This is a genomic window from Paracoccus aestuariivivens (assembly GCF_009711225.1).
In the GTDB taxonomy this organism is placed as follows: Bacteria; Pseudomonadota; Alphaproteobacteria; order Rhodobacterales; family Rhodobacteraceae; genus Paracoccus; species Paracoccus aestuariivivens.
The window spans coordinates 1-20,153 of the sequence record NZ_WMIE01000018.1 but is presented as its reverse complement, the minus strand read 5'-3'; the positions used below and the strand labels follow the sequence as shown (position 1 = coordinate 20,153).

23 protein-coding genes, 1 tRNA gene and 1 pseudogene are annotated in these 20,153 nt (G+C 59.1%); 18 read left to right on the top strand and 7 right to left on the bottom strand.

Going from position 1 to position 20,153, the window contains the following annotated elements; genetic code table 11:
* Nucleotides 1-78: 78 nt before the first annotated feature.
* Nucleotides 79-1,338, bottom strand: a complete 1,260-nt coding sequence (locus tag GL286_RS18180) for a capsule biosynthesis protein (protein WP_155097032.1) — start codon at nucleotides 1,336-1,338, stop codon at nucleotides 79-81.
* A 301-nt stretch (nucleotides 1,339-1,639) separates the two neighbouring features.
* On the opposite strand from GL286_RS18180, the gene GL286_RS18175 reads away from it, so the two are divergent.
* The 8 genes from GL286_RS18175 to GL286_RS18140 all read left to right on the top strand — a co-directional run bounded on the left by GL286_RS18175 (nucleotide 1,640) and on the right by GL286_RS18140 (nucleotide 7,507).
* Nucleotides 1,640-2,233 (top strand): riboflavin synthase, encoded by a 594-nt coding sequence (locus GL286_RS18175; RefSeq protein ID WP_155096995.1) that lies wholly within the window; start codon nucleotides 1,640-1,642, stop codon nucleotides 2,231-2,233.
* The gene (locus GL286_RS18170) at nucleotides 2,233-2,799 is read left to right on the top strand and encodes a hypothetical protein (RefSeq protein WP_155096994.1); all 567 of its coding nucleotides are present in this window, start codon (nucleotides 2,233-2,235) and stop codon (nucleotides 2,797-2,799) included. The genes GL286_RS18175 and GL286_RS18170 overlap by 1 nt, the downstream gene beginning before the upstream one ends.
* Complete coding sequence (ribB, locus tag GL286_RS18165; protein ID WP_155096993.1) at nucleotides 2,789-3,907, top strand: 3,4-dihydroxy-2-butanone-4-phosphate synthase; 1,119 nt, start codon at nucleotides 2,789-2,791, stop codon at nucleotides 3,905-3,907. The genes GL286_RS18170 and ribB overlap by 11 nt, the downstream gene beginning before the upstream one ends.
* Nucleotides 3,908-3,910: 3 nt before the next feature.
* Nucleotides 3,911-4,462, top strand: a complete 552-nt coding sequence (locus GL286_RS18160; RefSeq protein ID WP_155096992.1) for a 6,7-dimethyl-8-ribityllumazine synthase — start codon at nucleotides 3,911-3,913, stop codon at nucleotides 4,460-4,462.
* Nucleotides 4,459-4,959 (top strand): transcription antitermination factor NusB, encoded by a 501-nt coding sequence (gene nusB, locus GL286_RS18155; protein WP_155096991.1) that lies wholly within the window; start codon nucleotides 4,459-4,461, stop codon nucleotides 4,957-4,959. The genes GL286_RS18160 and nusB overlap by 4 nt, the downstream gene beginning before the upstream one ends.
* A gap of 62 nt (nucleotides 4,960-5,021) precedes the next feature.
* Complete coding sequence (locus GL286_RS18150; protein ID WP_155096990.1) at nucleotides 5,022-5,333, top strand: hypothetical protein; 312 nt, start codon at nucleotides 5,022-5,024, stop codon at nucleotides 5,331-5,333.
* A gap of 445 nt (nucleotides 5,334-5,778) precedes the next feature.
* A complete protein-coding gene (locus GL286_RS18145) occupies nucleotides 5,779-6,699 on the top strand; it encodes a DUF481 domain-containing protein (RefSeq protein ID WP_155096989.1) in 921 nt (306 codons plus the stop codon).
* Nucleotides 6,700-7,036: 337 nt separating this feature from the next.
* Nucleotides 7,037-7,507 carry an MmcB family DNA repair protein gene (locus tag GL286_RS18140; RefSeq protein ID WP_155097031.1) on the top strand — a complete coding sequence of 157 codons (471 nt, stop codon included), beginning with the start codon at nucleotides 7,037-7,039 and terminating at the stop codon, nucleotides 7,505-7,507.
* On the opposite strand, the gene GL286_RS18135 is transcribed toward GL286_RS18140, so the two are convergent.
* A complete protein-coding gene (locus tag GL286_RS18135) occupies nucleotides 7,488-7,715 on the bottom strand; it encodes a DUF6324 family protein (RefSeq protein WP_155096988.1) in 228 nt (75 codons plus the stop codon). The genes GL286_RS18140 and GL286_RS18135 overlap by 20 nt on opposite strands.
* A gap of 116 nt (nucleotides 7,716-7,831) precedes the next feature.
* Here GL286_RS18135 and GL286_RS18130 point away from each other — a divergent pair.
* The 10 genes from GL286_RS18130 (at nucleotide 7,832) to GL286_RS18085 (ending at nucleotide 16,568) form a co-directional block, all read left to right on the top strand.
* Nucleotides 7,832-7,908: transfer RNA gene (locus GL286_RS18130), tRNA-His, on the top strand.
* Nucleotides 7,909-8,053: 145 nt separating this feature from the next.
* Nucleotides 8,054-8,287, top strand: coding sequence for an acylphosphatase (locus tag GL286_RS18125; RefSeq protein ID WP_155096987.1), 234 nt, complete (start codon nucleotides 8,054-8,056; stop codon nucleotides 8,285-8,287).
* Nucleotides 8,288-8,441: 154 nt separating this feature from the next.
* The gene (locus GL286_RS18120) at nucleotides 8,442-9,065 is read left to right on the top strand and encodes a Rieske 2Fe-2S domain-containing protein (protein ID WP_155096986.1); all 624 of its coding nucleotides are present in this window, start codon (nucleotides 8,442-8,444) and stop codon (nucleotides 9,063-9,065) included.
* Nucleotides 9,062-9,907, top strand: coding sequence for an aromatic ring-hydroxylating oxygenase subunit alpha (locus GL286_RS18115; protein ID WP_155096985.1), 846 nt, complete (start codon nucleotides 9,062-9,064; stop codon nucleotides 9,905-9,907). Before GL286_RS18120 ends, GL286_RS18115 begins: the two co-directional genes overlap by 4 nt.
* A complete protein-coding gene (locus tag GL286_RS18110) occupies nucleotides 9,904-10,578 on the top strand; it encodes a glutathione S-transferase family protein (RefSeq protein WP_155096984.1) in 675 nt (224 codons plus the stop codon). Before GL286_RS18115 ends, GL286_RS18110 begins: the two co-directional genes overlap by 4 nt.
* Nucleotides 10,579-11,943: an amidohydrolase gene (locus GL286_RS18105; RefSeq protein ID WP_155096983.1), complete on the top strand. Its 1,365-nt coding sequence runs from the start codon at nucleotides 10,579-10,581 to the stop codon at nucleotides 11,941-11,943. It abuts the gene before it with no gap.
* A 15-nt stretch (nucleotides 11,944-11,958) separates the two neighbouring features.
* Nucleotides 11,959-13,059 (top strand): BMP family ABC transporter substrate-binding protein, encoded by a 1,101-nt coding sequence (locus GL286_RS18100; protein WP_155096982.1) that lies wholly within the window; start codon nucleotides 11,959-11,961, stop codon nucleotides 13,057-13,059.
* A 4-nt stretch (nucleotides 13,060-13,063) separates the two neighbouring features.
* The gene (locus GL286_RS18095; protein ID WP_155096981.1) at nucleotides 13,064-14,575 is read left to right on the top strand and encodes an ABC transporter ATP-binding protein; all 1,512 of its coding nucleotides are present in this window, start codon (nucleotides 13,064-13,066) and stop codon (nucleotides 14,573-14,575) included.
* Nucleotides 14,575-15,660: an ABC transporter permease gene (locus GL286_RS18090; RefSeq protein ID WP_155096980.1), complete on the top strand. Its 1,086-nt coding sequence runs from the start codon at nucleotides 14,575-14,577 to the stop codon at nucleotides 15,658-15,660. The genes GL286_RS18095 and GL286_RS18090 overlap by 1 nt, the downstream gene beginning before the upstream one ends.
* Nucleotides 15,657-16,568: an ABC transporter permease gene (locus tag GL286_RS18085; protein WP_155096979.1), complete on the top strand. Its 912-nt coding sequence runs from the start codon at nucleotides 15,657-15,659 to the stop codon at nucleotides 16,566-16,568. Before GL286_RS18090 ends, GL286_RS18085 begins: the two co-directional genes overlap by 4 nt.
* A 36-nt stretch (nucleotides 16,569-16,604) precedes the next feature.
* On the opposite strand, the gene GL286_RS18080 is transcribed toward GL286_RS18085, so the two are convergent.
* From GL286_RS18080 to GL286_RS18065, 5 genes and pseudogenes are all read right to left on the bottom strand, one after another.
* Complete coding sequence (locus GL286_RS18080; protein ID WP_170295287.1) at nucleotides 16,605-17,057, bottom strand: hypothetical protein; 453 nt, start codon at nucleotides 17,055-17,057, stop codon at nucleotides 16,605-16,607.
* Nucleotides 17,058-17,267: 210 nt separating this feature from the next.
* Nucleotides 17,268-18,461, bottom strand: a complete 1,194-nt coding sequence (locus GL286_RS18075; protein ID WP_155096978.1) for a calcium-binding protein — start codon at nucleotides 18,459-18,461, stop codon at nucleotides 17,268-17,270.
* Nucleotides 18,462-18,903: 442 nt separating this feature from the next.
* A pseudogene (locus GL286_RS22650) lies at nucleotides 18,904-19,177 on the bottom strand (transposase family protein); the annotation flags it as partial.
* A gap of 517 nt (nucleotides 19,178-19,694) precedes the next feature.
* Nucleotides 19,695-19,868: a hypothetical protein gene (locus tag GL286_RS18070; protein WP_155096977.1), complete on the bottom strand. Its 174-nt coding sequence runs from the start codon at nucleotides 19,866-19,868 to the stop codon at nucleotides 19,695-19,697.
* An 89-nt stretch (nucleotides 19,869-19,957) separates the two neighbouring features.
* Nucleotides 19,958-20,153, bottom strand: a 196-nt coding sequence (locus tag GL286_RS18065) for an integrase core domain-containing protein (protein ID WP_155096976.1), incomplete at its 5' end; no start/stop codon positions are given.

Genomic DNA, 20,153 nt, shown 5'->3' with positions numbered 1-20,153 from the left:
CCCTGCTGGGTTTCGCCCAGATTTATTTGTGGCCAGCCTAAAGCAGCTTTTTCGGCTTTTCCATGATTTAGCGCTCGATCACTGAGCATTCCGCTCCATCTGTTGCCGATATTTCCCACGTCCGGCTACCAAAGCCTGATAGGGATCCTCGGCAGCAAGGATCATATCGACAACAAAGCGTAAAGTATGTGCGCGCGACCAATTGGCATAAAAGCCGCCGGGGACTTGGCTGCTTTCCAGCAGAAAGTCGCGATACCGCCGATACGAAGCGGCGTTCGGAGGCGTGGGATCGGCGAAAAATTGCGCCAGTTTTTGCCCTGAAACCAGTCCGGGCTTGCAATATACCGCGCGTCCCATTGCCTTGACGGGCAGGCCGCGCCATAGGGCCTGTTGTGCGGCCGTCGAGTTCACGGTGACTGCGGCCCGGGCCTGGTTCAGCAACCGCGCCAATTTGCCGCCCCGCACATAATGGACGCGGTCGGTGATCCCCAACTCGGTTGCTTTGCGTTCGATCGCGCCCCGAATGCCGCCGCGTCCGTCTTCCAGAGGATGGGCCTTGAAGACCAGATGGTGATGGCGCGGTGCGAATTTGCTATATGCTTCAAGCACTTCATTGGTGAAGTCCGATAACGTGGAATAATCGGAATGGGCCACGAAGTTCGAATCGTGTTCGAGCTGCATCAGCACGATGGCATAGGGGAATCCGCCACGCTGGATCTGTGACGTTTCGCGCATCTGCGCGAGCATATCGACCGGCGTGAGCAGGAACTTGCGAAGGTTCAGCCGGAATTCGTGGAACACACCGATTTTTCGGTGGGTACGGTAACCCTTGTAGCGCTGGTTGGCGACCAGAACGAAGAAATGGTAAAGTGCGCCATAGAATTTGTGCTGGCGCATATCGCCCCAATGCGCTGGCGGTCGGCTGAGCTCTCCGCCGCGACCATACATCGCGCGCCGCATGTCGCGCAGCGGGATATCGATCAGCGCCGAGTGACCGTTCGAGCCGCCGCGTTCATAGGTGATCCAGTAGGGGCGCAGATACCCCTCTTCGAAGACATGCAGGACAAGCCCGTTGCGATGACAGGCCTCGCGGGCGGTGGCGTGAACGGGGCGGACATCGCCGTAAAGGACAAGATCGGTCACGCCTTTCTCGCGGATGATCTGTTCAAGATGCTCGGGCCATTCCTCGGGGGTGCCGGTGTGGCGGATCAGATGCTCGGGATCTTGCCAGAAGAATTCGTCGCCAGCGTTGAAGCTGACGCGCCAGACGGTTGAGCCTGCTTGCCGAAGCTGTCCCGCAAGCCGGTTGAAAAACGGCCCGTGCGGGCCTTGAAGCATCAGGAAGACGCGATGCTCCGGCGCACGGACAGCCAGCACGGTCGGCTGGATCTGCTGGGGGGGTCGCGTCAGTATCGTCAAGTCATCGCCCTCATTGCGCCGGACATCGTTCTGGCAGCTTTGGTCGTCGTGAAGTGCTAATCGGTCGCAAATAAGATTTAAGATGTAAAATTTGAATGCACCAAAGAAGCGAGTCTGTCACGGGCTTTCATTTCGCACCGGCAGCATTCGGCTCAGCTTCGCTTGAAGATTGCGCAGCAAAGCTCTACGTCTCGGCCCAGATATACGCATTGGGGGCACAATGTTTACGGGGATTATAACCGATATCGGCACGGTCAGCAGCGTAGAAATTCGGGGCGATATGCGAGCCCGCGTTGTTTGCCACTATGAAATGAGCGGCGTTGATCTGGGCGCTTCGATTTCATGCGATGGAGTTTGCCTGACAGTCGTGGACAAAGGTCCGGACTGGTTCGATGTCGATATCTCGGCTGAAACTCTGTCCAAGACCAATATCGGCGCGAATGGTTGGGCCGCTGGAAAGCGATTGAATCTTGAACGCGCCCTGAAAGTCGGTGACGAACTGGGCGGACATATCGTCTCGGGGCATGTCGACGGTGTCGCCACCATCGAGGAAATGCATACCGAGGGCGACAGCACCCGCATCACCTTCCGCGCGCCCGATGCACTGGCCCGTTTCATCGCGCCCAAAGGTTCGGTCGCGTTGAACGGCACATCTCTGACGGTGAACGAGGTCGCGGGCGCGACCTTCGGGATCAATGTCATTCCGCATACGCAAGAGGTCACGACCTGGGGCAACGCCAAGACGGGTGATGCCGTGAACCTCGAAATCGACACTCTGGCCCGCTACGTCGCTCGTTTGGCCGAGGCGGGCTGATGGCAGGCATCGGACACAACGGCGGTCCGGGTCTGGGCAGCGGGTTCCGCACCCATTGCTGGACAGTTGCGAGACGCGAGCTTCTGGGCGCGCGCTTGCCGGTCGAAGTTGTCCGGATGCAGGTGCGTCGCGCCATGCAACTGGGCCTTGAATACAAGACCTATGCGGGCGTTCGGGCCACGACGGGGCGGGATCTGGTCGCCTTTCTTTACTCGTCGAATGCACTTGGTGTCTTCCGGCGCGACCAGGCCGTTCCGCCTGTCCTGACCACGCGCATTGCAGATATCGCCGCGTCACCCCATCTGGGATGCGCGCCGGGGCTTGCGCCAGAAGTGTTGGCGCGTCAGATCGGTGCTGTCTCGGGTCGTGCCCTTGCGCCGTTCGGAAGCAGCTGGAGCATGATGCGTGACGAGATGAAAGTCTGGCTCAAGGCTCAGGGCCTGCCGGGAGATGCCGTTCTGATGATCGGCGAAACCGCGCATGAGCGCGAGATGATGACGGCGGGCGGGCTTGCGGGTTTCGTAAGCGGGCAGGCCTTCTTTGCAGGAGTTGCGGATGCAATATGACAATCCCGGACCCGTCGAACGTGACTGGTCGGATGCGATCTCGACCACCGAGGAAATCATCGAAGAGGCCCGCAATGGCCGCATGTTCATTCTGGTCGATCACGAGGATCGCGAGAACGAGGGTGATCTGATCATCCCCGCCCAGATGGCCACGCCCGAGGCGATCAACTTCATGGCCATGCATGGCCGCGGCCTGATCTGTCTGGCCCTGACCGGCGAGCGCATCGACGCGCTTGGTCTGCCATTGATGAGCCCCAAGAACTCCAGCCGCCATGAAACCGCCTTCACCATGTCGATCGAGGCGCGTGAAGGTGTGACGACCGGCATTTCCGCCCACGACCGCGCCCATACTGTCGCAGTCGCGATCGATCCCAGCAAAGGTGCGGCCGATATCGCCTCGCCCGGCCATGTCTTCCCGCTGCGCGCGCGAGATGGCGGCGTGTTGGTTCGGGCAGGCCATACCGAAGCTGCCATCGACGTGCCGCGTCTGGCCGGACTTAGCCCCTCGGGCGTGATCTGCGAGATCATGAACGAGGACGGCAGCATGGCGCGCCTGCCTGATCTGGTGGCGTTTGCGCAGAAGCATGGTCTGAAGATCGGCACGATCAGCGATCTGATCGCCTACCGTCGCAGGCATGACAATCTGATCGCCGAAACGGCGCAGCGTCCGGTCCGCTCTATTCACGGTGGCGACTGGATGATGCGGCTTTTCGCGGATGAAACCACGGGCGCGGAACATGTCGTTCTGACCAAGGGCGATCTGACCACCTCCGAACCGGTACTGGTCCGCATGCACGTTCTGGACCCGCTGCATGATGTGCTGGGTGTTGGTCGTGAGGATGCCGGTGATCTGTCCGCAGCCATGCGCCTGATCGGCAATGAGGGCAGGGGCGTCATCGTTCTGTTCCGCGACCTCGAGAAGAAGCTTCAGGCGCAGGGCGAGGTTTCACCCCACACGCTTCGCCAATACGGTCTCGGAGCGCAAATTCTTTCCTCGCTCGGGCTGTCCGAGCTTGTTCTTTTGACGAATTCGGCGCCAGTTAAGGTTGTCGGGCTTGACGCCTACGGCCTTTCGATCCATTCCACGCGTCCGATTCCCAAAGAGTAAGCCATGGCCGCCAGTATCGAACATTATCAGCTGCCGCTGCCCAAGATCGAGGGCAGCGTCCGTCTGCTGGTCGTGGTCGCGCCCTATTATCGACAGATTGCGGATGACCTTGTTGCCGGTGCGAAAGCGATCGCGACCGAAGCAGGGGCAAGCGTCGATCTGATCGAGGTTCCCGGCGCGCTCGAGATCCCGACGGCGATCGGACTGGCGGCGGCACGTGGTCTTTACGACGGATATGTGGCGCTTGGCTGTGTGATCCGCGGCGAGACAACGCATTACGATACTGTTTGCAATGACAGTTCGCGCGGCCTGACGCTGCTTGGGTTGCAGGGTGTATGCATCGGCAATGGTATCCTGACGGTCGAGAACTTCGATCAGGCTGCTGTCCGTGCCGAGCCCGCAGGACAAAACAAAGGCGGCGGTGCTGCCGCCGCTGCACTTCACCTGATTGCGCTGCAGCGCCGTTGGGAAGGTCGCCCCGCTTCCGAGGCTAGCAGCCTAAATTGTGACGTAATCCGCATCGCGGGTGAACTTGAAGGACCCCGAGGCGAATGACCGGGCAAGGCGGAAACCGGTTGAATCCGGAAGAAAAAGCAGCGCGTCAGCTGCGTACCTCGGCTGCACGACTTTATGCCGTGCAAGCCCTGTTCCAGATGGAGGCGGGCGGCCAGTCGGCTGACCGCGTCATGGCCGAATTTGGACAGTGGCGCATTGGCCGCATGGACGAAGACGAGGACATGGTCTCGGTCGAAGCCGACGAGGGCCTGTTCCGGCGCGTCGTGGACGAAGCCGTCACATGGCAGTCCAAGATCGACCAACTGACCGATCGCGGGCTTGTCGCGAAATGGCCGATCGACCGGATCGACCCCGTTCTGCGCGCATTGTTCCGCGCGGCCGGTTCCGAACTGGTCGCGTCGAAAGTACCTCCGCGGGTCGTCATCACCGAATATGTCCGCATCGCGCAATCGTTCTTCCCCGAAGGCCGCGAATCCAAATTTGTGAACGCGGTACTGGACCATATGGCACATGAGGCACGTCCCGAGGCCTTCTGAGGCGCTTGGGTATTGCCCTTTTTCAGGTTATCCTCTGTGCAAGACATTGCGCGGAGGATCACTTGCCCCGGCTCATCCACCTTTATCTTGTCAGTATTCTGGTCGGAGCGGGACTTGGTGCTGTTTTTACCGGCTTGCTCGTCGGACTTGATGTCGCAGGGCTGCGGCACTTGCTGACCGGTAGCGGCTCGGGTCTGATCGGCTTGTTCATGCTGATGTTTTTTCATGCAGCTTTATTCTCGGGCGTGCAGTTCGCGATTTCGGTTATGCTGATGGGTAATCGCAACGCCCAACCTCCGCACGGCCGAGGTCGGCTGGTTATCGGCAAAAATGCAACCGTGCTTTCCCCAGCAAATGCTGGAAATCGGCGGTAAGCAGTCGCGCGGTTTCGGCGCTTGGCCAGACGGTTCCCGACCAAAAGTCAGCATTCGCTGAAAACTGTGGATCTGGCGCAACAATCATGGCGCGGATGCCACGGTCGACCCGTGCCTAATCTCGCGTCACTTATTTCCTGTCCGCGTCGTTGTTTCATCCGGTACGCATTTCGTGAGCAATCTGACGGCGTATTAGTTTCTGACAATAAACAAAAATCACAACATAAATATTAATGGTAGATTTGGTTTCATCACGATTCTGAGTGCGCTATTTTCCGCTGATATTAATCACGCACGAAATATTCACGATTTTGCGAGCGCAATCCAATTTCTCGACGGGGTTTTAGCGACTCTCTCGCCGCATTAATTCTGTCTCAGCAGAGATGCTCGTGGCGATAAATACAGGTGCCACGGACACTAAACGGTTCAGAAAAGGACTGAGAAGATGAAAGCATTTGCTTACCTTGCTGGTGCAACCGCCTTGGCTGCGGCACTTAGCTCGCCCGCCTTTGCCCAGTCTGAGATTGCTACGGGTGCGAACGCGACCGGCATCTCACAAGTTAATGAAGGCATGAAAGACGTTGAGGAAGCGGTTCGCGACGACTTCGACCGTTCGGCAGATTCGTATCGTTTCGGCACTCCGGACAGCGCCGAAGGCGTGTTCGGTTCGGTTGCGCTGAGCTATGTCGGCCGTACCGGCAACAGCGAAAATCAGGACTTCAGCCTTTCGGGACGTATTTCAAGCAACCAAGGCGCGTTCTCGCAGTCGGTCGGTATTTTGCTTGAATATGGCGAGGACAATAACGGTGAGAAAGACACCGATAAAACCTCGACCATCTATGAAGGCATGTACAGCATCAATGATCGCTTCTACGGCTTCGCACTTGGCCGCTTGACCACCGATGCGCTGGCAGACGATCCGGTCAGCCTTGATGAAGGCGACACTTTCGATGATCTCGATGGTCGCATGAAACGGGACGCCTATTTCGGCTTCGGTCCGGGCTACCGCATCATTAACAACGGGACCACCGCATGGCGCATGCAGGCCGCTGTGGGTATCCGTTATACCAAAGCCGTGAACGTAATCGATCCGGTTGCCGAAACGCTGGAAACCGTCTCGGATACCGGCGTGGGTTATCTGGTGTCGTCGCGCTTCTACCATCGCTTCAACGAAACGATGTTCCTGACCAACGACACGGACTATCTGACGTCGGACGCGAACGATACCGCGACCAACGAACTGGGTCTGAACTTCAAGATGGCGGATTCCTTCGCGACCCGCATCTCGTACAAGACCGAATATGTTTCGGACCGTGCAATCCGCACCGACAACACGCTGGGCGTGTCGCTGGTTTACGGGTTCTAAGTCCCGAACTTCCCTTCTCTCTCTCTTGATCTGGGGCGGCCTTCGGGCCGCCCTTTTTCAGTCAGGGCGGCGAAGGAAGTGGCGGGAACCGCAGCAACCGTGGCAGCGCAGGTTTCCCCGAAAGCCTGGATGTCCAGGTGGGGACCAGATAACGAGACCAGGGCCTCGACAGAGCCAGCCCCCTCGGTGAAATTATAGGCCAGTGGAAAAAAAGGCCGCACACGCGAAGAGCAGAAACCCGCCACGTCCGTAAATAGGGCTGATGGGGTGGATGCGCAAGCCGGGCGTGGGGCGTCTTGCGGCATGTTCCCATTTGGTTCATGCTGCCGAAATGTCGATGCCCGCTGACGGTTTGGAACAGGACGCATTCGGAAAACCGGGCCAGCGACTCGCGCGGGGGGTTTCGCGTATGCTGACTTCGCTGGGTCATGCGCCACTGTTGGAATTTGTGCCGACAGGTGGCTTGCGGGTTGATGTGATCTCGATCTCGCCCAAAGGCGAGCTTTGGGTCGTCGAATGCAAAAGCAGCCGTGCCGATTTCATGGCTGATCGGAAATGGCAGGGATATCTGGAGTTCTGCGACCGTTTCTTCTGGGCGGTCGATACCGACTTTCCCGATGAACTGCTGCCCGAGGGATGCGGTCTGATCCGGGCCGACAGCTGGGGGGCCGAACTACAGCAGATGGCCCCCGAATCCCGTCTGGCCGCAGCGCGGCGCACACGACTTTTGCGCGACATTGCGCGGGTTGCGACCGCGAGGTTGCTCGCGGTCACCGATCCGATGGGTGTCAGCGCTTCGGTTTCTTAGCCGAGCCGCCTTTGCCACCGTTGCCCTGAATTTCGCGGGCAGCTTCGGCCGCAGCCAGAAGTTCCTCGGCGATTTCCTCGGCCTCTTCGGGATCGAAGTCGAGCGGAAGATCGACACCTTCACCTTCGACATAGATGCGCACCATGCCACGGTCGGTCGGACCGATCTGCAAATTTGCTGCGATATCGCTTTGACTATTGAGGCTCATGCGTGGCCCTTCCGGCTTCTGTTGAGGGTTGTTAAAAAATCATTACATCGCGCAAAATTTTCCGGCAAGTCGGGCTTGCATCCCCCGGAATCTGGTTATAGTAACCCGCCAAGAAGGCCGCCTTAGCTCAGTTGGTTAGAGCGCTAGATTGTGGATCTAGAGGTCCCCCGTTCGAGCCGGGGAGGCGGTACCATCTTTCCTAGAAAATTCAATCGGGATACGGTCGTTGGTGGCCTTGTGCGGTTCGGGCCTGATGGCTCTTGCCGTTGTTCCCGTTTGCTGGCCCGCCTTTATATAGGCGCGCAAACCATCCCGCCACAGCCGCACCGCGAGGGAAGATGTTGTCCGAAGTATTTGTGATCGAAGGCGTTCTGTCTGCCCCGACATTCGAGGGGTGGGTGCGCAGCCATGCCGACCGGATCGGGGTCGCGGCTCGATTTCGCGAATCTGGCGCGGACTCGGTCTCGGTTCTGGTCGAGGGGCCGCCAGCACTTCTGGACGCGATGGAAATGGCCTGCCTGCTGGGACCGATCGATGTCTGGGTCGAGCGGATTGTTCGCGAGGCGGCCTGAGCGATAAGCTGCCACATGCCGACTGGATAAAAATTAAGCAGCGCCGTAACGGCATTTCATCTTTTTGTACGTCGGTGCGGCAATTTGCCATGGCATTTGTCGCTTCATTGTGATGATAGCGGCCCGTTCAACACGAATTAACGATAAGAGTGCCATGAACTGGACCCCTGCCGCGCTTTCCCAGGATATTCCCTCAGGTAGCGCCGCGCCCGGACAACTGGGCGATAAGGATATCGTGATCTGGCGCAGCGCCTCGGGTCGGATTGCAGCCTGGTCGGATCGCTGCCCCCATCGCGGCATGCGCCTGTCGCACGGCTTCGTTCGCGGCGAGTTTCTGTCCTGCATCTATCACGGCTGGCGCTACGGCGATGGCGGGCAGTGCCATCGCATTCCGGCTCATCCGGAACTGACCCCGCCCGAGGCGATCAAGGTGCCGGTATTCGCGGTCGTTGAATCCGGCGGCATTGTCTGGGTCGCCGAAAAAGACGCCGAACCGGCTGATCTTCCTATGGAATTTGCCGGTTTTGCAAGCTTTCGCACCATCCGGACGACGGTCCCGGCTTCGATTGTGGCGGCGGCTTTCGGTTGTACGGGACTTGAACTGCGCGGTACGCTTGGTGGAACCGATGTCGTTCTTTTGCTCCAGCCGCTGACCGATGGTTGCAACCTGCATGTCCTTGCGGCTGACGGGACTGGTCCGGATCAATTGGATCGGGTTTCAGTCGCTGTCGAAGCCCTGCGTCGTCAGGCGGAATCAGTTCAGGAGTTCGCAGCATGAATGGCGGAGCAATGCGAGACCAGTGGTATCCGGTTGCGATCGCGGCGCAATTGCCGCAAAAGGGCCGCGACAGCCTGCTGCTGGGCGAACCGATCCATATCGCGACCGATGAAACCGGCGGCGCGCGTGTCACGGACGGGGCAGGGCGCATCCTGCCGATCATCTCGCGTTACGGCCATATCTGGACGAGTTTGGGTCAACCCGAACAGGATCTGTTCCCGATTCCCGAAGCCGATCAACCGGGACGCCGGCTGGTCGATGTGGGCAGCGTCAAGGTCCGCTGCTCGCCCCTTCGCGCGGTCGAGAATTTTCTGGACATCGCGCATTTCCCCTTTGTTCACACGGATATTCTGGGGTCCGAGCCGCATACGGAAGTCGAGCGTTACGAGGTCGAGATCCGCGACGATGTCGATGAGGTCTGGGCAACCAAGGTGAAATTCTACCAGCCGCAAGCGGCGAAATCGGCGCAAGGCGGGATCACCACCGAGTATATGTACCGCGTGCCCAGCCCGACCTGCTCGATCCTTTACAAGACTTCTCCGCCGCGACCGGGCGAGTGGGACGTCATCACGCTGTTCGTCCAGCCCCTGACCGAGGAAACCTGCGAGGTCTGGCCTTGGATGGCGCTGTTCGATGACGATAGCTCGATGACCGACATGATCCATTTCCAACAGATGATCTTTGTTCAGGACCGCTCGATCCTTGAAAACCAGATTCCGGCGCTTTTGCCGCTGGACCCCGGCAAGGAAATTCCGACCCGTGCGGATATGACCTCGATTGCCTATCGGCGCTGGCTGAAACGGCACGGCTATACTTACGGCGCGCAATTGGTGGCGGCATGAAACTCTACGATTATATCCTGTCGCCGTCCTGTTATCGTGTGCGCCTGATGGCGGCGCTGGCCGGGATCAAGCTGGAATTGCGGCCCGTCGATTTCCATCCCGGAGCCGAGCATCGTGGACCGGAATTGTTGGCGCTGAATCCTTCGGGAACAATTCCGATTCTGACCGAGGGCGATCTGGTTCTGACCCAGTCGACAGCGATGCTGACCTATATCGCCGCGACCCACGCTCCCGAATGGTTGGGGGACGACAAGCCAGCCATGCGGGCGCAAGTTGCGCAATGGCTGGCCTTCGCACAGCGACTGACCGATTCTGCCGGTGCAGCCCGTCTGCATGACATGCTGCAGATGCCCGGCGACATCGTGAAGCTGCGGCTTGCAGCTACGCGGACCCTGCGCGAGCTCGAGGCCGCGATCAGCGCGGCCCGCCGTCGCGGCCGGATTTTTCTGGCCGGAGACCGCCCGACCATCGCCGACATTGCCTGCTTCCCTTATGTCGCTTTGGCACCGGATGGGGGGCTGCCGCTGGATGCTTATCCCTCGATCCGGCTCTGGATGCGGGCGGTTCGCGGACTACCCGGATTTGTCGAGATGCCGGGCATCCATCGCCTGCATGAACTGATGCCGGAACCCGGTCCCCAACCAGATGTCGTTCGCAAGGAATCTGCCTGAATGTCCGGATATCTGCTCAAGGATTGCGCCGCCGTCGTCACCGGAGATCAGGTCCTGCGCGATGTCGACATCCTGATCGACGGTCCCGCCATCAGCGGTATCGGCGCGGGCCTTGCGGCAGGAATGCCCGCTGGCACCGAAGTCATCGATGCGCGCGGCTGGTTTGTTTATCCCGGCCTTGTGAACACGCATCACCATTTTTTCCAATGCTTCGTGCGCAACCGTGTCGAGTTGGACTGGACCAAGCTGTCGGTGATCGAATGGTTGGACCGGATCTATCCGATCTTTGCGCGTCTGAGCCAGGATTGCTTCTATCATAGCTCGGTGACGGCGCTGGCCGAACTGGCAAAGCATGGCTGCACAACCGCTTTCGATCATCAGTATTGTTTCCCGCGTAAGGCAGGAAAAGGCATTGTCGATCGTCAATTCGAGGCCGCCGAGAAAATCGGTCTGCGCTTCCACGCCGGTCGCGGCACGAACACCTTGCCGAAATCCGAAGGCTCGACCATCCCCGACGAGATGCTGGAAACCACCGACGAGTTTCTGGCCGATTGCGAACGGTTGGTCGGCGCATATCATGATCCGTCGCGCTTCTCGATGCGCCAGATCGCGCTGGCACCGTGTCAGCCGGTTAATTGCTACCGCGAAACATTCACGGAATCTCTGGCGTTGGCGCGTCAGCACGGGCTGATCCTGCACACCCATGCCGGAGAGGGCGAAAGCGAGGTCATCCGCGCCCGCCACGGGATGCGCACGGTCGATTATCTTGAAGAGATGGGTTTCTGCGGTCCCGACACATTCTACGCCCATGGCTGGGAGTTGTCCGAGACGGAACTTGCGCAGTTGTCGGCGTCGGGTACCGGTATCTCGCATTGCCCCGAGCCGGTCTATCTGGTCGGCGCCGAAGTCACTCCGATTCCGGCGATGCACGCATTGGGCGTGCGGGTCGGGCTCGGCTGCGATGGCGCCGCGTCGAACGACAATTCCAACCTGATGCACTGCGTCCATTCTGCTTACATGCTGCAATGCCTTGTCGCCTCGACCCGCAACCATCCGGTCCCTGCGCCAGCCGATTTTCTGGGCTACGCGACCTCGGGTGGTGCATCGCTGCTGGGTCGTCCCGATATCGGCAAACTGGCACCGGGGATGGCGGCGGATCTGTTCGCCATCGACAGCCGTCGGATGGATTACGTCGGGACGCGCCACGATCCCGCCAGCTTGATCGCAAGGGTGGGGATCGGAATGGCGACTGACCTGACCATGGTGAATGGCCGGATCGTCTGGGACGGAGAAGCCTTCCCCGGCCTTGATGAGGCCCAAATGGCCGCCGAGGCAGAAGCCGCGCTGGCCACAATAGATATCTGACAAGGAGATGAACCGATGACCTCCCCCATGAATCGCCGCAGCTTCCTGCGGTCGACCGCTGCCGCTGGCCTTGCCGCCGGTCTTGCTCCGTCGCTAGCCTTCGCGCAGGACGCACCGCTGGGCATCACGCTGGTCCTGCCCTCGCCACTGGGTGATGTGGGTTGGGGGCGTGCGTTGGCTGACGGACTCGAGCCGGTCAAGGCGGCCTATGGCGACAAGGTCAAGGTCACAATCCTCGAGAACATCATGGAAGGCCCCGATGCCGACCGCATCATGACCAAGTCGGTCGCGGACGGGAACAAGTTCCTGGTCGCGGGTTCGTTCGGTTATCAGAACGGTGCGCTACAGATCGCACGCCGCAATGCGGATGTCAGCGTGCTGCACGCCTCGGGCTTCATGGTCGCTCCGAATTTCACGCCTTTCGCCGCGAAGAATTTCGAAGGCACCTATTTGCTGGGCATGGCTGCGGCAGCGGTATCGAAAACCGGCAAACTGGGCTCGGTTTCGGCCTTTGCGATCCCCGAACTGATCACCTCGATCAATGCCTTTGCCATGGGTGCGCAGGCGATCAATCCGGCGGCTGAAGTCGCCGTGGTCTGGGTGAACTCGTGGTTCGATCCGGCCAAGGAACAAGAGGCCGCCAAGGCGCTGATCGCGCAGGGCTGCGACGTCATCTTCTCGAACGCTCAGGACACACCTTCGGTTGTTGATGTTTGCGAAAAGTCAGGTGCTTACGTCTGTAACCTCAACTCTTCGATGAAGGCTTATGCCGCCACGAAGTATCTGGGCTGTGCTGCCACCGATTGGTCGCCGTTCTTCCTTGAGGCGGTGAACGCCCATTTCGACGGCAGCTTCAAGGGCCATAACGCGTTCCTCGGCACGGCCGACAAAGTCGAGAAAGTCATCGACTGGAGTGCCGATATTCCTGCCGACGCGATGGAAAAGATCAAAGCCAAAGAGGCAGGCATCATTTCGGGCGAAGCACCGGTCTTTGCCGGCCCGATCAGCCGTCAGGATGGCTCGGAAGGCGTAGCTGCAGGGGCTGCCCTGAAAGACGAGGAAATCGTCGCGATGGATTGGCATGTCGAAGGCGTGACCACGCCGCTGCCGAACTGATCCCATGCCCGCGCCGCTTTTATCCCTTCGTGGGCTGACCAAGACCTACGGCACGGTCCGCGCCAATCGCGGCATCGACCTGGAAGTTGCCCAAGGCTCGATCCACGCAATTCTGGGCGAGAACGGCGCGGGCAAATCGACGCTGATGAAACTGATCTACGGCGTCGAAACACCCGATGCGGGCGAGGTCATCTGGCAGGGGAACCCTGTCCGGCTGACCTCTCCGGCCGAGGCGAGACGCCAAGGCATCGGCATGGTATTCCAGCATTTTTCGCTGTTCGAGACGCTGACGGTCGTCGAGAACATCTCGCTGATCGTTCCGGGCCGCAAAGCCGAGCTTGCCGCGCGTATCCGCGAACTCGGTCAGGAATACGGCCTAGAGGTCGAACCGCGCGCCCATGTCCATTCCTTGTCCGTAGGTGAGCGTCAGCGGGTCGAGATCATCCGGTGCCTGATGACCGATCCGCGCTTGCTGATCCTTGACGAGCCGACTTCGGTGCTGCCGCCGCAATCGGTGACGCGGTTGTTCCAGACCCTGACTCGCTTGCGTGATCGCGGGGTCTCGATCCTGTTCATCTCGCATAAGCTGGAAGAAATCCGCTCGATCTGTGACCGCGCGACCATTCTGCGCGACGGGCAAGTGACGGGAAACATCGATCCGCGCGAACATGATGCGCATGATCTGGCCAAGATGATGATCGGTCGTGACATGCCCGCGCCGCGTCCTGCCATCGCCCGCGAACCGGGTGAAATACGTCTTGAACTGGCAGGATTGGACTACCGACCCGACGATCCGTTCGCGCAATCCCTGTCAAAGATCAGCCTGCGCCTGCACGCGGGTGAAATTCTGGGCATCGCGGGCGTTTCCGGCAACGGGCAGGCTGAACTGGCCCGTCTGATCTCGGGTGAAACGACGCGACCGGCAGCCGCGGACGAGATCCGGATGATGGGGAAATCCGTCGGTCATCTTGGCGCTGCCGCGCGGCGAAAGCTCGGTTTTGCCTTTGTACCCGAAGAACGGCTTGGCCGCGGTGCAGTTCCGGAAATGTCATTGGCCGATAACAGCCTGCTGACCGCGCACCGTTTCGGATTGGTGCAACGCGGCCTGATCAACCGCAGCCGAGAGGCCGATTTTACCGCGCGCTGTATCAAGGATTACGACGTCCGCACCCCCGGCCCGCAAGCCGAGGCGGGCGCGCTGTCCGGTGGCAATCTGCAGAAGTTCATTGTCGGTCGCGAAATCATGCTGGCCCCGAAAATTCTGTTCGTCTCTCAGCCCACATGGGGGGTCGATATCGGCGCTGCGACCGCGATCCGCAGGCGTATGGTCGATCTGCGCAACGATGGCGTCGCTGTCCTGATCATCTCGGAGGAAATCGAGGAATTGTTCGAAATCTGCGACCGCATTCAGGTCATCCGAGAGGGGCGACTTTCCCCTTCGCTGAACGTAGCCGAGACACGGGTCGAAGATATCGGCCGGTACATGATCGGCGCGGAAGAACGGGCAGGGATCTGATGTTGCTGTCCCGCTATCAACTTGTCCGCCGTAGCAGTGCTTCGCGTCGCGTCGCGATCCTTGCGCCGATTACCGCGCTGCTGGTGACGATTGTGCTCAACTTCGTGCTGTATATCGCGATGGGCAAAGCTCCCGCTGCGGTCTTTTACGCGATGCTGGTCGAACCGGTGGTGTCGTGGTCCTCGTTTTCCGAAGTCCTGCTCAAGATGACGCCGCTGCTGCTGATCGCGCAGGGATTGGCGATCGGATTTCGCGCCAATGTCATCAACATCGGCGCCGAGGGGCAATTCATTCTGGGCGCGATCTTCGCCGCCTCGATTCCGGTCTGGGTACCGCAGGCGACCGGTGGGTGGATCTGGCCCGCGATGCTGCTGCTGGGCGGGATCGGTGGCGCGCTATGGGCGGTGGTTCCGGCCTTCTGGCGCGTACGGCTGAATGCCTCCGAGATCCTTGTTACCTTGATGATGAGCCTGATTGCCACTCAGTTGCTGGCCTATCTTCTGGTCGGACCATGGAAAGACCCGATGGGTTTCAACTTTCCGCAATCGGTGATGTTCCAATTGGACGCCACGCTACCGCTGATCATCCCGGGGACGCGGGTCAATGTCGCGTTGATCCTTGCGCTGGTCTGGACGTTGGGTTGCTGGGTCTACATGCAGCGCAGTTTTCAGGGCTACAAGTTGATCGTCGGCGGTCTCGCGCCACATGCAACGGCCTATGCCGGTTTCTCCGAAGGACGGGCGGTCTGGATCTCGCTGCTGATCGGAGGCTTTGCCGCAGGGCTTGCCGGCGCTGCCGAAGTTGCCGGGCCAATCGGCCAGCTGCAACGCTCGGTCGCGTCAGGCTACGGCTATTCGGCGATCATCGTCGCCTATCTGGGCGGGCTCAACCCGATTGGCATCCTGTTCTCGTCGCTGCTGATTGCCATCCTGTATATCGGCGGCGACAACGCGATGGTCTCGACCGAACTTCCGATTGCTGCGGTGCGGGTATTCCAGGGGTCGCTGCTGGTCTGCTATCTCGCGGCTATCACGCTGGTGCGCTATCGCATCGTGCGTGTCGTAACGACGGAGGCGCGGGCATGAACGCGATCACATTCGTTCTGGCCGGAATGCTGGCCGCCGCTACGCCGTTTCTGTTGGCCGCCTTGGGCGAGTTGATCGCCGAACGGGCAGGCGTACTGAACCTCGGGATCGAGGGGATGATGGCGGTCGGGGCGGTTATTGCCTTTCTGACCGTGCATCAGTTCGGAACGCATTCTCTGGGCTTTTTGCTGGCCGGTTTGGCAGGTGCGGCGCTGTCGCTGGTCTTTGCGTGGCTTTCGATCTCGCTGCGGGCAAATCAGGTCGCGGCAGGTTTGGCCATCGGCATTCTGGGGCAGGGGCTGTCAGCGCTTTTCGGCAAGAACTATGAAAGCAAAACCGTAAGCGGTTTGCCCAAACTATCGGTTCCGGGCCTTGGGGAACTGCCTGTCGTCGGAGGGCTATTCACTCAGGATTTCGTAGTATGGATCGCCTTGCTTGCGACCTTTGCGATCTGGGCCGCGTTGCGTTTTTCCAAGATGGGTCTTGTCATTCGCGCCGTGGGCGAAAACCCTGCGGCCGCACGGTCACTGGGCTATCCGGTCATCGCGATCCGTTACGGTGCGGTGCTGTTCGGCGGGCTGATGGCCGGTTTTGCCGGTGCCTATGCGTCGACCGTGTACACACCGCTTTGGGCCGATGGCATGATCGCCGGTCGCGGCTGGATTGCATTGGCATTGGTGGTATTTGCGACCTGGATGACCGGACGGGTGTTCTTTGGCGCCGTATTGTTCGGAGCCGTGTCGCTGGCGCAACTTGCGGCGCAGGCGGGCGGGGTGAACCTGAACTCGCAGCTTCTGGCGTGCCTGCCCTATTTGGTCACCATCGCGGTACTGGGCATTATTTCTTCGAACCGTCGCCTGCTGAAAGTGAACGGCGTCGCGTCCCTTGGAAAAACCTATATCCCATGAACAGAAGGCGCGGCCCATTCGCCGCGCCATTCGGGCTTAGAACCCTGTCACAAGGACAATATCGGTTTCGCGCTGCTGGTTTTCGGGCAGTTGGGCATACTCGGCAAAACCCGAGACACTCAGCAATCGGCAGTTGCCACCGTCACGCGCCGCCTTGAGATTCAAGCCGCTCGATTTTTCCAGATCGCCCAGACTGATCGTCAAGGGACTGGCGATGAACAGAGATTTGACCTCGAATACCTTCGAGACAAACTGGTTATAGCCCTCGATCGTCCAACTGGTTGCAGCATTGTGGCCGTCGCCGTTGACGATCAGTTCCATCGTCCATTCACCACGCGCATTAGTCGTCGTCTCGACCTTTTGCGTGACGATCCGCAGGCCGTCGTCGAACACATCCGACCCGCTTAGGGTAGCTATGATCTTCCCTTGCGCGATCGGGGACAGGGTGGCATCGACAAGGACGCCTTTGACTGTGGCTTTATTCGGCACGAACTACTCCTGCAAATCGAAGGGATAAAGCTTCGCGCCATATTCCGCGATCCAAGGGCGTGTTGCGCTGCTGCGTATAGCAACGTTCAATAGTATCCGGTGACGCTGCTACAAGGAAAGTGATCCGATTCCGACCCTATCCGTTGGATCGTCGCAGTGAACCGCGCGATGCTCGATATCCAAACACCGCGCGATTCATCTTCGCGTGCTTTAGACGAAATCAAACACATCCGAGAGCAGGATTGTGTCGCCATTGCCAAAGCTCAGCAATGTTCCGTCACCCGTCTCCCGCGCATTGTAGCTTCTGCCTGCAAGATTGAGCACGTCCAGATCCGATTCGAATCCGAATATGGTGTCATTCCCGTCACCCGCGCGGAAGATGACGACGTCACGGTCTCCATCGGCTTGACGGCCGTCTTCGCCGATCCAAAGTTCGTCATTACCCCTGCCGCCGGTGATCGTGTCCCGTCCGTCATCGGTCACCAGAATGTCGTGCCCACCGGTGCCGGTCAGCGCATCGTGACCCCAGCGCGTGTTGAAAATAATACCGGCTTTATTTGCGGCGACTGTCGCATTTGCTCCGTTGACGGTGTCATTCCCTTCATGAGTCCAAGCCTGTTCGAACTCGGAGAATCGCAGGCTGGAAGCCCCACCGATATTGGTTGAGGCAGTTCCCGCGAAAGCGCCGGCGTTGCTCACGTTATTAATCGTAACGGATACGCCGCGAATTCCGACGGCCTCGTTGTCGATATCTCCGTCTTTGATCCAGATATTAATCAGATCGTTTCCGGTTCCGCCGTAAATTGTATCATTTCCGGGATTATGCATATTCGATCCGGAGCCCCAGCGGATATTCTCGTCGCCAGCGCCGCCATAAATCAGGTCACTACCGGTGCTTGAATGAATGACATCACCGCCGCCTCCAGCGCGAATGGTGTCATTACCTGCTCCGGCGTCGATGATGTCGTCAAAATTTGAAGCGACAATATCGTCATTCCCGCCATAGGTATAAAGCGTGAGGCCATGCTGAGGCGTGCCGTCATGTGCCGCGGTCAGTTTAGCGTTGCCGCCGCGAACGATGTCGTTTGCAGAAGTGCCCTCTAGTCTCTCGATTCCATCGAACGTCAGTCTGTTACTGCCGATCTGGACGGTCCCGGCCTCGGTCGTCGAGAAGGTGATCTTAGCCCCGACATTACCTTCCAGTATGAGGCGATCCCCTCCGGGGTTTCCCGGCGTATAAGGGTTTGCGTCGTAATTATCGCCCGCATTTCCTCCGTGGATTGTATCGTTGCCTATTCCACTCCTCCAATAGAAGATATCGGCGCCGCCAAGGCCAGAAATTACGTCATTCGAGGCTGTACCTCGTAGCGTGTTACTACTGTTTGTTCCGTTGATGATTGCCATGCTGAACTCCAGTCAGGCTGAGGGGAGGAAGTCGTCAATGCGTATATGCAGGCATTTTTGACGAATGATACTCTCCTCAATGTCGATGCAGGTTCGCAGGCGACATTTTGCGTCTTGCCCTAAAAATTACGGCAAACTTCCGCTGAGCAATGTGGCAGAATGCCATTTTGGTATATATTTATCATCGCGCCGTGATTGATTGTCGCGGATAGGTATATTGATCTATGTATATATTCTATTTGCGGTTGCTTTAGTGTTGCTTCTGAGGTGAGTTTTGTTTCTGTTATTGAATCGTTGAAGGCATTCTGTGTCTTGTGATCAATTGAAAAGATGGAAGTTGTATTATTTTGGGGTGTGAGTTCTTAGGCTCAGGACCCCTTTCTGTTCATAGCTAGATCATCATCGCTGCGGTGAGGGCGATGGCTGTGAAGAGATTTTCTGGTCATCTGTCGTACCCTGTGGCGACCCGTCGCCAGTCCTTGAGCGACCGAACATGATCCCGATGCAGTTGCGTCGCTAATATCGCTGCTTGTCGTGTTTGATGGGCCACATGCGGTTCTTATGGCTTGGGATGCAGACCTTTATCCTTTTGTCTTTCAGCGCTTCCCGGAACCAATCAGCATCATCGCCTCTGTCGGCCGACAGTCCTCAGGTTTGGGCAGACCGCTCAGAAATGCCGCCGCGCCGGTGTAGTTGCTGACCTGTCCGGAAGATATGTAAAATTCGAGCACCCGGGGTATTAGCAAGCCGATCAGCGCCCGCGAATGCAGTCAAGAAGCTTGCTCATCTGCTGCCCCATTCCTCTGCCATACGTCGCCCGACGGCATGGTAGAACTCTAAAGGAGGTCGCAATCCCGATATCGGAAGCCGCCGCGAGAGTTGCGGCGGTGACGCCTTCCCATGGGCCGGGGGCGACCCGCGGCGGATCTTCGCCCTCAAGGATTGGAGGGTGGGCGTCGAGTTGGCTATCCTCGAAGATCAGCAACCGGTTGGGGTGTGCTGGATCTTCAGTATCCGGGGCCACGCGGTGTTCGTGACACTGTAGAGATTGCCGCCCACCGCGACCATTCCGTGGCGGTTAACACACGGCGCTCCACCGACAAGACCGCCGCATAGTGAAGGGCGGCGGGATGCGGTCGAAGGGCAGGCCTTTTCGGTGAATGCCTCGCCGACGATCCTCAGTGTCGTGGTATGGTTGCGGGTATTGGCGATCGTGCTGCGCCAGGTCTCGAACTACCGATTGAGATCGTCGAGGTTACGGAAGAACCGCACTAAGAAAAAGTCCTTCCGAATGTAGCGGAAGGAGGGCTCGATCTTGCCCTTGCTGTAGGCCCGGTAGGGGCGGCACGCGCGTGGCACCGCACCGTAATGGTTCGGCAGCGCGACAAGCGCGCGGTTGTAGGTCACGACCCCCGCCTCATCTTCCCCGATGTCAGAGATGTTCCGGGAATTTGGACGGGTTTGCCGCTCGGCTCAGCTTCAGCATGGGGTTCATGTCAGGCGGCGGCTTTCAGGTTCTGGTTGGAGGTATCATAAGCTTCGGCCGGGGTCAGCAACCCGTGTGATGAGTGCGGGCGTTTTCCGTTGTAATCGCTGATCCGGGCGCCGATCCCCTTGCGTGCCTCCGAGCCGGCCTCGAAGGCGTTCAGGTAGACCCATTCGTATTTGAGCGATCGCCACAGCCGTTCGATC

Coding starts and splice junctions, on each gene's coding strand:
- GL286_RS18105 (WP_155096983.1), top strand. CDS start 10,579: ATGTCCGGATATCTGCTCAAGGATTGCGCCGCCGTCGTCACCGGAGAT.
- nusB (WP_155096991.1), top strand. CDS start 4,459: ATGACCGGGCAAGGCGGAAACCGGTTGAATCCGGAAGAAAAAGCAGCG.
- GL286_RS18110 (WP_155096984.1), top strand. CDS start 9,904: ATGAAACTCTACGATTATATCCTGTCGCCGTCCTGTTATCGTGTGCGC.
- GL286_RS18120 (WP_155096986.1), top strand. CDS start 8,442: ATGAACTGGACCCCTGCCGCGCTTTCCCAGGATATTCCCTCAGGTAGC.
- GL286_RS18125 (WP_155096987.1), top strand. CDS start 8,054: ATGTTGTCCGAAGTATTTGTGATCGAAGGCGTTCTGTCTGCCCCGACA.
- GL286_RS18160 (WP_155096992.1), top strand. CDS start 3,911: ATGGCCGCCAGTATCGAACATTATCAGCTGCCGCTGCCCAAGATCGAG.
- GL286_RS18100 (WP_155096982.1), top strand. CDS start 11,959: ATGACCTCCCCCATGAATCGCCGCAGCTTCCTGCGGTCGACCGCTGCC.
- GL286_RS18090 (WP_155096980.1), top strand. CDS start 14,575: ATGTTGCTGTCCCGCTATCAACTTGTCCGCCGTAGCAGTGCTTCGCGT.
- ribB (WP_155096993.1), top strand. CDS start 2,789: ATGCAATATGACAATCCCGGACCCGTCGAACGTGACTGGTCGGATGCG.
- GL286_RS18135 (WP_155096988.1), bottom strand. CDS start 7,715: ATGAGCCTCAATAGTCAAAGCGATATCGCAGCAAATTTGCAGATCGGT.
- GL286_RS18180 (WP_155097032.1), bottom strand. CDS start 1,338: ATGCTTCAAGGCCCGCACGGGCCGTTTTTCAACCGGCTTGCGGGACAG.
- GL286_RS18075 (WP_155096978.1), bottom strand. CDS start 18,461: ATGGCAATCATCAACGGAACAAACAGTAGTAACACGCTACGAGGTACA.
- GL286_RS18145 (WP_155096989.1), top strand. CDS start 5,779: ATGAAAGCATTTGCTTACCTTGCTGGTGCAACCGCCTTGGCTGCGGCA.
- GL286_RS18115 (WP_155096985.1), top strand. CDS start 9,062: ATGAATGGCGGAGCAATGCGAGACCAGTGGTATCCGGTTGCGATCGCG.
- GL286_RS18175 (WP_155096995.1), top strand. CDS start 1,640: ATGTTTACGGGGATTATAACCGATATCGGCACGGTCAGCAGCGTAGAA.
- GL286_RS18095 (WP_155096981.1), top strand. CDS start 13,064: ATGCCCGCGCCGCTTTTATCCCTTCGTGGGCTGACCAAGACCTACGGC.
- GL286_RS18140 (WP_155097031.1), top strand. CDS start 7,037: ATGCCCGCTGACGGTTTGGAACAGGACGCATTCGGAAAACCGGGCCAG.
- GL286_RS18085 (WP_155096979.1), top strand. CDS start 15,657: ATGAACGCGATCACATTCGTTCTGGCCGGAATGCTGGCCGCCGCTACG.
- GL286_RS18170 (WP_155096994.1), top strand. CDS start 2,233: ATGGCAGGCATCGGACACAACGGCGGTCCGGGTCTGGGCAGCGGGTTC.